Genomic DNA, 12525 nt, shown 5'->3' with positions numbered 1-12525 from the left:
TGAAAGCAAGGCATTGATTGCAGTAACTAGTTATTCTAATTACAAAATCAATAACAAAGGCTAAAACATAGTTTTATGTCTAGCTAGCATTCATTTTAACAAGCCCTCTAAATGTTATGCCGATATCAGTAAACGAGTGGATATTCCCAGCCGTGATGATGGAAAAATATCTATCTAGTAAGTTTTCTAGCTGGCAGAAGTGATTCCCAAAGCCAACCTTTGCTCGGGCTGCGTGATAGTCAACCGCAAGATGCATTAAGATTGATGAAACTTGCCCTGCAGCTAGTGGATCAAAAATGGGGTATATGAAGAGATTGCGACACGTAATACAAGCCATTTTACCCCTTATTGAAGGGATAACCCCGTGACGGGGGAGATTCGTTACTGGTAATGGCTTACTCATTTCGCAGTGGGAATATTAACTTCCCACTGCGAAATGGCGAATTTTAAGCGTAAATCTAAACGTTTTAGTTGAAGTTTGTGCGGTAAATTGATCTGTTGCGTGGTTTTATAATTACTGTATTCAATAGACCAGAGGGAATTTTTTCGATCCAGGCCAGATAAGCTAACGACTTGATTGTTTTCGCTAACCTGGTAACTGGCATCTCTGGGGTTACCTTTGATCCATTGCTGCAAAACATCAATTGGGATCACCAAACCAGATAATTGTTCAATTAAAGCTTCTGTATCTTCACCAAAAAAGAGATCGCCGTTATTATCGATAATTTCTGTACCAAATTGTGTTTTCTTCACATCTAAAACAGTCGAACCTAAAAAGGTTGTTAAAGTGATATGAAAGTTATTATCTGATTGTAACCAATAGATGTTCAGGCTATGCCTCTCTTTTGGGGTAATGATCGCAAGCTTTCCTGTTAAAGCCCAGTCGGTTAAATTTTCTAACTGCTGTTGGTGGGTAAGCCAGGAGATACTTTGTGGTGCGGGTGTTTGTACACAACCAACAAGCACAAATGTAAAGAGGAGTATAAGAAAACCTGTTTTCATAAATGTTAAACCGATTATAAAAGAATGAATATTAACCGATAAATGAATAAATCGATAAACAATTATCTAAGTTGTTTGGATAGTCATTTAATGCTTAATGGAGGAGATCTTAGAAAAAGTCTAATTGATCTTCATGAAACTTTGCTTTTGTTACTTTTCCTTGTGTAGCTAATGTCTCATAAATTTGCACTTGATTTCTGCCATGGTGCTTTGCGTAATATAACGCATTATCTGCATCAGAGATAACGTTTCGCGGATCTGTCTGATGGGTGATCTCTTTTCCGCCAATACTTACGGTTAAGGTATCTATTTTGGCATAGTGATGTGATTCGATAACACGTCTGATGCGCTCAAAGGCTAATAGCGCATCCTCTTGATCAAAAGCCCTGACGATAACCACAAACTCTTCACCCCCAAAGCGAAAAATTTTATCGCAATCACGGACACTTTTTTCGAGTAAACGGGCAACAAGAATCAGGATCTCATCACCATAAATATGGCCATATTTATCATTAACTAATTTAAAATGGTCAATATCTAAGATACACAGCCAATGCTTTAGCACGCCTTTATTGTGCCGCACATTATCCTCTATCTGTTTATTCGTATCTGTGTAGGTAGGACTGCTGGGATTATTATTGTGAGTTAAGATTCGTTCTATTTCAGACTCTAATGTTTCGCGATTTAACAGGCCGGTTAATTTATCGCGTTTGCTAATTTCAATAAGTTCAAGATAATTGGAATAGATGCGCAAGAAACCATGAACGAGGTGTTTCACTTCGTAATCAAGTTGTTTGGTTGTTTGGATTAAAATCGCAAATATTTGCTCATTAGCATCAAAGGCCGGGTAAATAATTTGTATTTCCGGGCTACTTTTTTCCTGCCTTATTGAAATAATATTACCGTTTTTTATAACATCAAAAATAGCCTGCTGGAAATACTCGGGCAACTCCTGCCTTTTGATCTCTTCTGCGGTAATGATTTTATTATGAGAAGCGTAAGCTAGCAGGCCTAATTCTATGGATGGTTCGAGTGTAAGAACCTGATAGAGGCGAAAATTACTTTCTGTTTCAAATTCTAACAATGTATTGAGTAAACTGCGTTCAATTCTTTCACGATCTCGATGACTTGTAATTTCAGCTAAAGAGTCGATAAACTTGATTGAATTGAAATTGACAGCATTGAGTTTTTTCAAAACACACTCCTAAATCAAACAGGCTAAATATTCTGCATTTATCTCCAACCGATTTAAAATGCGGAATCAGCAAGTCGACGGGGATATATTTATAAGTTTTTCCGATTTTAATCTACAGTATTAAGATTAGGCTAATTTGGGTATCTTTCACGAATTTTAAGAAACTTCGCTAAGTTTTCTAATAATAGATCAACAAGGCCGGGATCAAAATGTGAACCCCGTTGTTCCTTAAACAGAGTTACTATTTTATCTAATGGCCAGGCTTCTTTATAAACTCGGGCACTGCCTAATGCATCAAATACATCTGCGATTGCAGTAATGCGTCCATAGATGTGGATATTTTCACCAACAAGTTGCTGCGGATAACCTGAACCATTCCATTTTTCATGGTGCTGGTAAGCAATAATGGAGGCTGTTTTTAATACTGGTCGGCTGGAGTGATTGAGCAGATGAAAACCGATTTCAGCATGGGTTTTCATTATTTCAAATTCATCATTTGTTAATTTACCTGGTTTTTTTAGAACCGCATCCGGGATACCGACTTTACCAATATCATGCATCGGTGATGCCAGTTTGATTAACTCCGCCTCAGTTTTGTCGATACCGGTAAGTAAGGCTAACAGTTCAGAATATTCAGCAACACGGCGGACATGATCCCCTGTTTCTTTTGAACGAGTTTCGCCAATCTCACCCATAGCGTAAACAATCTCTTTTTGTGTTTCTATTATCTCTTGATTGAGTTCTACTATTTCAGTTATATCAGCTCCGTACACAACGATGCCATCTAACTCAATTGAACCTCGAATCACTAGCGAATAGACACTGCCGTCTTTTAAGGTGAGTGAACAATGATGGATACGTTCTTGTTTTATGAGGATCTGAATATCTTCTTCAACTAAGTCTTGGAAGATTGTCACATCAGGGAAAAGGTTTTTAGCGGGTTTGTTAGCAAAAGCGAGTTTATTATCCGATTTAAAAATAAAAACCGGTTGCGGATTATATTTCGGTAAAAAGTTAACAAACAGGTGTTCTTTCGCCGCTTGAGTTTGTCGCTGCAATAGGTGAGTGATTGGGCATTTATAGGTTAAACCTGTATGGATTAACATCCAGCCTATTGGTATTAATAAAAACCACAGAAAGTGAGTTCCAGTGGTAATTAATAGGGTGCCGATAATTACCCTGAAATTGCTCTCTTTTTTACTAAGATTGATTAACATATATGCCTTTTCGCTAGTTTTAAACTCTTTTAAATTAACTATCTTAAAAGCATATCTATAAAGCTAAATGTTGCAACTTAATTACTGAATTAACGTATATCCAATAGCAAAGATTTTATTGCACTAACAGCTCTTGTGCATTCGCAAGAGTCCGCTCTGTGATGCTGTTTCCGCCTAATAAACGGGCTAATTCATTGATACGATCCTTGCTATTAAGTTTAAACATGCTGGTATTAGTTGTTTTACCATCGCTCTGTTTATTAACAAACATCTGTTGATGTCCATTTCCTGCAACTTGAGGCAAATGGGTAACACAAAAAATTTGTGTATTTTCACCTAAGCTGCGTAATAATTTACCCACAACCGCAGCGGTTGCACCACTAATACCAACATCTACTTCATCGAAAATCAGTGTAGGTGTGGAAACGCGCTGGCTGATAATGACTTGAATTGCCAGTCCGATTCTTGATAACTCACCGCCTGATGCGACTTTACCTAAATCTTGTAATGACTGGCCTGCATTGGTTGCCACTTGAAATTCAATACTGTCAATACCGAGAGGGCTTAACTGTTTGCTCCCACTTTGAGTTAAAGAAACGTGAAATTGCCCCTTTTCCATATTCAGTTTTTGAATACTTGCACTTACCTTTTTGCTTATTTCTTTACTGTAACGTAAACGGCTTTGGCTGAGTTTTTGCGCATGTTTAAAGTAATCCTCTTCAGCCTGCTGCAAATCATGAGTTAGTTGTTCGATCTGTATTTCACTGTTATTTAACTGTTTATACTCTTTGGCCAGTTTCTGATGATGATGATAAAGTAATTCAGGTTGTACCTGATGCTTACGAGCAAGTGATAACGCCTCACTCATGCGTGTTTCTAATTGTTGGAAATGCTCTGGATCAAGCTCTAAATTTTCATTGAAATGGCGCAGCTCATAACTTGCTTCTTCTATTTGTATAACCGCTTCCTGGAGGTTGGAAACAATTATCTGTAAATTTGCATCATGTTCCATTTGCGATTCCAGCAAAGAAACACTTTTACGCAATAAACTCAGCGAATCAACTTCTTCACCTTCATTTAATTGATTTAAGCTGATTTGACAGGCTTCCTGTAGAGCGCCGCTGTTTGCTAAACGCTTATGCTCCTGTTCGATATTTTGAAATTCATCTTCGCTTAATGCAAACTCGTCCAGCTCTACAATTTGATATTCAAGTAGTTGTTTACGTGCTTGTTTCTCTTGCTGGTTTAACTGCTGTTGTTTTAACTGTTTATTTAAAAAGTGCCAGCCCTGGTAAGTATCTTTTACTTTCTGCAATAGTGAATGGTGACTTGCGTATTCATCAATAATGGCAAGCTGAATATCATTTTTTAGCAGACTTTGGTGGGCGTGCTGTCCGTGGATATTAACCAACAACTGACCAAGGCTTTTTAGCTGGGAAAGCGGTACTGGTGTACCATTGATATAAGCACGTGAACGCCCCTCTTTAGTGATAATACGGCGTAATAAACATTCACTGTTGCCACTTAAACTATCTTCAAGGTCGTTATTTTTAAGCCAGTGTTGTGCATGCGGGGTATCATTCAGGGTAAACCTGGCGTTAACTTCTGCTTTTTCAGTACCAGTACGAACCATATTCGCATCAGCCCGTGAGCCTAAACATAAACCAAGTGCGTCAATGGCAATAGATTTACCTGCACCGGTTTCCCCTGTGATAGTGGTCATTCCTTGATGGAATTCTAATTCTAAAAATTGAACAATGGCAAAATGTTGAATGGTTAATTGGCTAAGCATAATTTTCACACCCCGAATACTGTCTATAACTACTGTTTGTAGATACAGTTTAATACTGTTTTTTTAAACAGTAAAGCGGGTTGTGCGTATTTTCTAAACAATTTTAGAAAAGTTTATTACCCCAGCCAAGTTTATTTTGTAAAACATGAAAATAGTTATAGTTTTGGGGATGTACTAATTTTAATTTGTGCTGGGTTTTTTTGATAAACACTTCATCACCGGGTAATACCGATAAATTGACATGGCTATCGCAACTGATTTGCATCTCGGTTGTATTCTGTTCTGAAATTTTCAAGCGTACACAACTGGTTGCATCAATAACTATCGGACGGCTATTTAAAGTGTGCGGGAACATGGGTAGCAGGCTAATCGCATCAAGATTCGGTGTTAAGATTGGCCCGCCACCAGATAGAGAATAAGCGGTTGATCCTGTTGGTGTTGAAATAATTAAACCATCGGCACGTTGATTGAGCATAAAGTCATCGTTCACATAAACTTCAAATTCAATCATATGGGCAATTTTATCCGGATGTAATACCGCTTCATTGACTGCGGTATTGCTGCTTTTCATATGTCCATGGCTATGCACTTGCGCTTCAAGTAAAAAGCGGTTTTCTATTTGATAATTTCCTTTTAACACTTCTTCGAGCGGTTGCTGAAAATCATCGGGATCAAGATCGGTTAAAAAACCTAAGTTACCACGGTTTACACCTATTACAGCAATATCAAAGCGTGCCAAAACGCGTGCGGCGCCTAGCATATAGCCATCACCACCAACCACAATCGCTAAATCACATAACTCACCAATTTCGACAAGATCAGCACTGTTTACGGTTTCAATAGGCAGATCGTCAGCAATTCGACAATCAACAATCAGCTTTAGACCTTTCTTTTGTAAGAAATGATATAAAGCAAGTAAGGTTTGCTGTGCTTCTGTATGTTGAGGCTTTCCGATTAAACCGATAGTTTTAAATTCAGTTAGATCAGTATCTTGAACGCGCATAAAGCACCTGTATTTGGTGAAGTTTAATTAACTTTGAGTATAACCTGATTGAATATTTTTATAATAGCAATTTGCTTGATTTTCGTTTAGAGGGAAAGAATTTAGGTATATTGATACAACGGGCTTGAAACTATTATTGCGATCCCCATAATATAGGCAACTAACTTAATTGAACAAAAATGTAGGATTGGATAGATGAGTGAAGAACAAAACGTAACACCTGAAGAGCAAGTTGAAGATCTACAGACTGAAAATGTTGAATCAGCAGAAGCGCAAGTTGAAACTGAAGGTACCGAAGGTACAGTAGAAACTGCAAAAGAGTCAGATATGATTGCAGAGCTTGGCAAAAAGTTAGCACTTGCCGAGCAAAAAATAAAAGATCAACAAGACTCTGTTATTCGCGCTAAAGCTGAAATGGAAAATGTTCGTCGCCGTGCAACACAAGATGTTGAAAAAGCACATAAATTTGCGCTTGATAAATTTGCTGACGGTTTACTTCCGGTGATCGATAGCATGGAGATGGCAATCAGTCATGCAGATCAAGAAGATGAAGCACTAAAACCTATGATTGAAGGCGTTGAGTTAACGCTTAAATCTATGCTTGCTACGGTTGAGAAGTTTGGCTTAAAGCCAATCGATCCAAAAGATGAAGTCTTTGATCCTGAAAAACATCAAGCGATGAGCATGCAGGCGGTTGAGGGCGTGCCTGCTAACCAGGTTATTGCTGTGATGCAAAAAGGTTATGAATTAAATGGACGTTTAATTCGCCCGGCAATGGTGATGGTTTCTAAAGCAGCTGAATAATAGTTATTGTGCATATTTACAAAAGGCACAACAGTGCCTTTTTTTGTGAGAGAAAATTAATTTAATTTTTTTTTCATGGTTAGCCTTGAAAGTAAAAAATATTCCCTCATATATAAAAACATCAAAGCGATAATGTCATTAGATACATAAGTCGGCTTAAAAATAAAACGTAACATTAATAAGTTTGGAGAAAAGTAAGATGGGTAAAATAATTGGTATTGATTTAGGTACAACGAATTCATGTGTTTCTGTACTTGATGGTGACGTAGCTAAGATCATTGAAAATGCAGAAGGTGAACGTACCACTCCTTCAATTATCGCTTACACAGATGGTGAAACGTTAGTTGGTCAACCGGCTAAACGTCAATCAGTAACTAACCCACAAAATACACTTTTTGCTATCAAACGTTTAATCGGTCGTCGTCACGAAGATGAAGAAGTACAACGTGATATCAAAATTATGCCTTACAATATTGTTAAAGCTGACAATGGTGATGCATGGGTTGAAGCGCAAGGCAACAAAATGGCACCACCGCAAATCTCTGCTGAAGTTTTGAAAAAAATGAAAAAAACAGCGGAAGAGTACTTAGGTGAAGCTGTTTCTGGTGCTGTAATCACAGTTCCTGCATACTTTAATGATGCACAACGTCAAGCAACAAAGGATGCCGGCCGTATTGCAGGCCTTGATGTTAAGCGTATTATCAATGAGCCAACCGCAGCTGCATTTGCTTACGGCGTAAACACTGCTAAAGGTGACAGCGTCGTTGCTGTATATGACTTAGGTGGTGGTACTTTTGATATCTCAATCATCGAAATTGATGAAGTAGATGGCGAAAAAACATTTGAAGTACTAGCGACAAATGGTGATACACACTTAGGTGGTGAAGATTTTGATAACCGTCTCATTAACTTCCTGGTTGCTGAATTTAAATCTGAGCAAGGTTTTGATCTAACTAACGATCCGCTTGCTATGCAACGTGTTAAAGAAGCGGCTGAAAAAGCTAAGATAGAACTATCTTCAGCGCAGCATACAGATGTTAACCTTCCTTACATCACAGCTGATGCAACAGGTCCTAAGCATCTAAATATTAAGATCACGCGTGCAAAACTTGAATCACTTGTTGAAGATATGGTTAAAGCAACACTTGAACCGCTACGTATCGCATTAAAAGATGCGGATCTTAGCGTTGGCGAAATTAATGATGTTATCTTAGTAGGTGGCCAAACACGTATGCCTTTAGTTCAGTCTGTTGTTGCTGAATTCTTCGGTAAAGAAGCACGTAAAGACGTTAACCCTGATGAAGCTGTAGCAATGGGTGCTGCGATTCAAGGTGCGGTACTTTCTGGCGATAAAACTGACGTACTTCTTTTAGACGTTACGCCACTATCAATGGGTATTGAAACAATGGGCGGTGTGATGACTAAAGTTATCGATAAAAACACAACCATTCCTACCAAACAGTCACAAACATTCTCAACAGCTGAAGATAACCAAAGCGCAGTAACGATTCATATTTTACAAGGTGAGCGTAAACGAACAAGTGATAATAAATCTCTAGGTCAGTTTAACCTTGAAGGTATCCGCGCGGCAACTCGTGGTACTCCACAAATCGAAGTGACGTTTGATATGGATGCGGACGGTATCTTACATGTATCTGCTAAAGATAAAGAGACTAACCAAGAGCAGAAAATCACTATTAAATCTAGCTCAGGTCTTTCTGATGAAGAGATCCAACAAATGGTCAATGACGCGGAAGCAAATGCCGAAGCGGATAAAAAGTTTGAAGAAGTAGTGCAAGCGCGTAATCAAGCTGATGCAATGGTACATGCAACACGTAAGCAAATTGAAGAAGCGGGTGATGCATTAGCAACTGATGAAAAAGAGAAAATCGAAGCTGCTGTTAAAGAGCTGGAAGACGCAGCTAAAGGTGAAGATAAAGAGGTAATTGAAGCTAAAACAACTGCACTTGCTGAAGCTTCACAAAAGCTAATGGAAATCGCACAACAAAAAGCACAAGCAGAGCAGGCGGGTGGCGCAGAGCAACCTCAAGGCGAAGCAAAGCAGGAAGACGATATTGTTGATGCTGAGTTTGAAGAAGTAAAAGACGATAAAAAATAATTCATAAACTGTTTTAGTTTCAATGAATTAGTTTTTATTTTAAATAATGCGGGTTATGGTTTTTCCATAATCCGCATGTTTGTTTTAAATTTTCAATATATTTGAGAAGAAAAATGTCAAAACGTGATTGTTATGAAGTACTTGGCGTAAGCAGAAGTGCAACAGAGAAAGAAGTAAAAAAAGCATATAAGCGCTTAGCAATGAAATATCATCCAGATCGTACTAAAGGTGATGATGCCCTTGAAGAAAAATTCAAGGAAGTAAAAGAAGCTTACGAAATTCTAAACGATCCGCAGAAAAAAGCCGCTTATGATCAATATGGTCATGAAGGTGTAAATCAAAGTCACGGCGGCGGCGGATTCGGTCAAGGTGATTTTGGTGATCAGTTCGGTGATATTTTTGGTGATATTTTTGGTGGCGGTCGTCGCGGTGGTGCACAGCGCCCGCAACAAGGTTCAGACCTTCGCTATAATATGGATTTAACGCTTGAAGAAGCGGTAAAAGGTATTTCCAAAGAGATCCAGGTGCCAACACTTGTACATTGTGAGCAGTGTAATGGCTCTGGTGCTAAAAAGGGCACACAAGCTAAAACTTGCGGTACTTGTCATGGTCAAGGGCAAGTACAGATGCGTCAAGGTTTCTTTGCTGTTAATCAGACCTGTCCAACATGTCGTGGGAAAGGAAAAATTATTACCGATCCATGTCATAAATGTCATGGTGACGGGCGTTATGAACGCAGTAAAACATTATCAGTTAAAATACCTGCAGGGGTTGATACAGGCGATCGTATTCGTTTAAGCGGCGAAGGTGAAGCCGGAGAGCATGGCGCACCAGCTGGTGATCTGTACGTACAGATGAATGTTCGTGAACATGAAGTATTTGTGCGTGACGGTAATAACCTTTATTGTGAAGTACCTATTAGTTTCACTGAAGCAGCCTTAGGTGGCGAAATTGAAGTACCAACTCTTGACGGGCGTGTAAAACTGAAAATTTCATCAGAAACACAAAGCGGTCGTATGTATCGCATGCGCAATAAAGGTGTTAAATCGGTACGCAGCCACAGTACTGGTGATTTAATGTGTAAAGTTATTGTCGAAACACCAGTGAAACTATCAAGTAAACAACGTGAGCTATTAAAAGAGTTTGAAGCATTATGCTCATCAAGTGCCAAAAAAAATAAACCTAAGTCAGAAAGTTTTCTAAAAAGCTTAAAAACGTTTTTTGATGACTTAAGCAGTTAATAACTCATTATTGTTAGTTTTATTTATTAAATACCATCCTTTGAGATGGTATTTTTTTACAGGTTATTAGCTCGCGAAACATTTAATTATTGCTGCTATCCGCACTGCTAAAAGTGAATGTAGTTAGTAATAGATCAGCTTATAAAGCGGCTAAGCAATATTCAATCTAAGGTTATTACCGTCTTAGGATAAGTTGGTTGTGGTTTGCTTGCTGATCGACAATTGCAGCCTTGTTATGCAATAAGCTCGGTGAATTAAATAAAAAAATAATTTTTAAATATTTTTAATTTTCCTCTTTAAAAGTAAATATTACTCCCCATATTAATATAAATCGCTAACAAAGGGCGCATCTTTAGGGTGCATCCTCTCACTAAATAAGAGAATAAATATGTCTGAATTACAACTAAGCACTCAAGAACAACAAGCAAGCTACGGTATTGGTCTACAAATGGGTGAGCAACTTGCTTCTAATCCTTTTGACGGTTTAGAAATCTCTGCAGTGTCTCAAGGTCTTGCTGATGCATTTGCTGGCGCTGAAAGCAAAGTTGCTCAAGCAGACTTACAAGCGGCTTTCCAAGTTATCTCTGAGCGTATGCAAGCAGCAGCTGCTGAACAAGCAAAAATATTAGGTGCAGCTGGTGAAGCGTTCCTTGCTGAAAATGCAAAAAAAGAGGGTGTTGTTACTACTGAATCTGGTCTTCAGTACGAAGTGATCACTACTGGTGAAGGTGAAAAACCAACTGCAGAATCTACTGTTAGCGTTCATTACCACGGTTCTTTAACTGACGGCACTGTATTTGACAGCTCTGTTGAACGCGGCCAGCCTGCTGAATTCCCTGTTGGCGGTGTTATCGCGGGTTGGACTGAAGCTCTACAACTTATGACGGCTGGTTCAAAATATAAACTAGCTATCCCGGCGGATCTTGCATACGGTGAACGTGGCGCAGGTGCTGCAATCGCTCCTCACTCAGTATTAGTATTTGAAGTCGAATTATTAGCAGTTAAATAATTTATTTTCCGTTAAGCAACGGGAGTCAAAAATATTCAAGCCCCTAACTTGGTAACAGGTTAGGGGCTTTTTATTAGTTTTTAATTCGTACTTACCAGAATATATGTTTTACTTTTTGTATTTTTCAAAAATAGCATCATAGACGCCATTTTTCTTAATCGAGCGTAGGCCTAAATTAAAGTCATCGCGGATCTGCTCAGTTATAAAGGCAAATTTATATCTACTCGGCGGAAAAATACAATGATACTGCACCTTTTTCTGCAGTTCATCCTTGTGCTGAAAAAAAGCCAGCTTTCCCTGCTCCAGCGCCTCTACGGCCCGAATCTTGAAGTAATTAAAAATTCTCTTATCCATCACAACTACGTCGGTTCTTTCTTTAAAGAGCAGATTGAGTTGGATCGACTGATCAGCTATTTCGAGATAATCCTTATTTTGTTCAGCCATTGTGCCAAATTCTGTCCCCAGGATCTTCGAAGCCATCTGGAAAGCAACTATTCGTTTATCTGCCAGATCCTCGATAGTGTCGATATTGAAATTATTATCCTTCAGGCTGATCGCACAATTTTGAAAATTGATGACTTCATCTGAATAGAAGCCATCGACAAAACCTTCTTTGACATTGAGTACCCCATCGGTTTTGCCTTGATTAAAATGCATAAAGGTACGGGCTAAGGGGAGAAACACAGGGGTGACAGTATAACCTTTGACCTTGAAGGCCTCCCGGAGGATCTCCAGCTCAAGACCAGTACCGGCATCTTTGATTACGTAAGGAGGGATGGAGAAGCTGATACCGATACTCAATTGTTTGGCGAAAAACTGCCCCGGGAAAAATATACCGGCAGCCAGCAAAAGAATAACTCCCAATTTATCTTTCATAGAATGCTCCACCAAACGGCTACTGCCATCCAATCCAAAACGGTTAGATACTTCTAGTCAGCAGCTGCGCTAAACTAAGGCTGGCGAGATCGATGTCTCGAAGGCAGGTTTTGCTGTTCATAGCAAGTGTATAGACCACGAAAGAAGGTGCGCCACGAGTATAATATAAATAATAAGCACTCTTTTTAATTTAAGCAAGCATCACATAACAGTATCTAAGTGAGTGAGCATTTGCCAAATTAAACATTGATCCCCCCAGTTCAGCTA

The 12525-nt window shown here is 38.8% G+C and carries 10 protein-coding genes; 4 read left to right on the top strand and 6 right to left on the bottom strand.

What is annotated here, in order from left to right; translation table 11 throughout:
* Positions 1–399: 399 nt before the first annotated feature.
* The 5 genes from lolB to nadK all read right to left on the bottom strand — a co-directional run bounded on the left by lolB (position 400) and on the right by nadK (position 6209).
* Complete coding sequence (lolB, locus tag AC4GME_RS05395) at positions 400–1002, bottom strand: lipoprotein insertase outer membrane protein LolB (RefSeq protein WP_490375801.1); 603 nt, start codon at positions 1000–1002, stop codon at positions 400–402.
* A gap of 109 nt (positions 1003–1111) precedes the next feature.
* A complete protein-coding gene (locus AC4GME_RS05390; protein WP_490375800.1) occupies positions 1112–2197 on the bottom strand; it encodes a GGDEF domain-containing protein in 1086 nt (361 codons plus the stop codon).
* A 131-nt stretch (positions 2198–2328) separates the two neighbouring features.
* Positions 2329–3414 carry an HD domain-containing phosphohydrolase gene (locus tag AC4GME_RS05385; protein ID WP_490375799.1) on the bottom strand — a complete coding sequence of 362 codons (1086 nt, stop codon included), beginning with the start codon at positions 3412–3414 and terminating at the stop codon, positions 2329–2331.
* A 115-nt stretch (positions 3415–3529) separates the two neighbouring features.
* Positions 3530–5206, bottom strand: a complete 1677-nt coding sequence (gene recN, locus AC4GME_RS05380; RefSeq protein WP_490375798.1) for a DNA repair protein RecN — start codon at positions 5204–5206, stop codon at positions 3530–3532.
* 103 nt (positions 5207–5309) lie between these two features.
* On the bottom strand, positions 5310–6209 hold the full coding sequence (gene nadK / locus AC4GME_RS05375) for an NAD(+) kinase (protein ID WP_490375797.1): 900 nt from the start codon (positions 6207–6209) through the stop codon (positions 5310–5312).
* 195 nt (positions 6210–6404) lie between these two features.
* On the opposite strand from nadK, the gene grpE reads away from it, so the two are divergent.
* The 4 genes from grpE to bamJ all read left to right on the top strand — a co-directional run bounded on the left by grpE (position 6405) and on the right by bamJ (position 11382).
* The gene (gene grpE, locus AC4GME_RS05370; protein WP_490375796.1) at positions 6405–7013 is read left to right on the top strand and encodes a nucleotide exchange factor GrpE; all 609 of its coding nucleotides are present in this window, start codon (positions 6405–6407) and stop codon (positions 7011–7013) included.
* Between the two features lie 199 nt (positions 7014–7212).
* The gene (dnaK, locus tag AC4GME_RS05365) at positions 7213–9132 is read left to right on the top strand and encodes a molecular chaperone DnaK (protein WP_490375795.1); all 1920 of its coding nucleotides are present in this window, start codon (positions 7213–7215) and stop codon (positions 9130–9132) included.
* 113 nt (positions 9133–9245) lie between these two features.
* Complete coding sequence (dnaJ, locus tag AC4GME_RS05360; RefSeq protein WP_490375794.1) at positions 9246–10373, top strand: molecular chaperone DnaJ; 1128 nt, start codon at positions 9246–9248, stop codon at positions 10371–10373.
* A 388-nt stretch (positions 10374–10761) separates the two neighbouring features.
* Complete coding sequence (gene bamJ / locus AC4GME_RS05355) at positions 10762–11382, top strand: BamJ family beta-barrel-assembly machinery protein (RefSeq protein WP_490375793.1); 621 nt, start codon at positions 10762–10764, stop codon at positions 11380–11382.
* A gap of 108 nt (positions 11383–11490) precedes the next feature.
* On the opposite strand, the gene AC4GME_RS05350 is transcribed toward bamJ, so the two are convergent.
* The gene (locus AC4GME_RS05350; RefSeq protein ID WP_490375792.1) at positions 11491–12258 is read right to left on the bottom strand and encodes a substrate-binding periplasmic protein; all 768 of its coding nucleotides are present in this window, start codon (positions 12256–12258) and stop codon (positions 11491–11493) included.
* Positions 12259–12525 lie beyond the last annotated feature (267 nt).

The organism is Psychromonas sp. (assembly GCF_983033635.1).
Note: the sequence above shows the minus strand (reverse complement) of the source record. Positions and strands in the feature narration are given on the sequence as shown.

Excerpts from the sequence above, each read along its gene's own strand:
- AC4GME_RS05385 (WP_490375799.1), bottom strand. The coding sequence starts at position 3,414 with ATGTTAATCAATCTTAGTAAAAAAGAGAGCAATTTCAGGGTAATTATC.
- lolB (WP_490375801.1), bottom strand. The coding sequence starts at position 1,002 with ATGAAAACAGGTTTTCTTATACTCCTCTTTACATTTGTGCTTGTTGGT.
- recN (WP_490375798.1), bottom strand. The coding sequence starts at position 5,206 with ATGCTTAGCCAATTAACCATTCAACATTTTGCCATTGTTCAATTTTTA.
- grpE (WP_490375796.1), top strand. The coding sequence starts at position 6,405 with ATGAGTGAAGAACAAAACGTAACACCTGAAGAGCAAGTTGAAGATCTA.
- AC4GME_RS05350 (WP_490375792.1), bottom strand. The coding sequence starts at position 12,258 with ATGAAAGATAAATTGGGAGTTATTCTTTTGCTGGCTGCCGGTATATTT.
- nadK (WP_490375797.1), bottom strand. The coding sequence starts at position 6,209 with ATGCGCGTTCAAGATACTGATCTAACTGAATTTAAAACTATCGGTTTA.
- dnaK (WP_490375795.1), top strand. The coding sequence starts at position 7,213 with ATGGGTAAAATAATTGGTATTGATTTAGGTACAACGAATTCATGTGTT.
- dnaJ (WP_490375794.1), top strand. The coding sequence starts at position 9,246 with ATGTCAAAACGTGATTGTTATGAAGTACTTGGCGTAAGCAGAAGTGCA.
- bamJ (WP_490375793.1), top strand. The coding sequence starts at position 10,762 with ATGTCTGAATTACAACTAAGCACTCAAGAACAACAAGCAAGCTACGGT.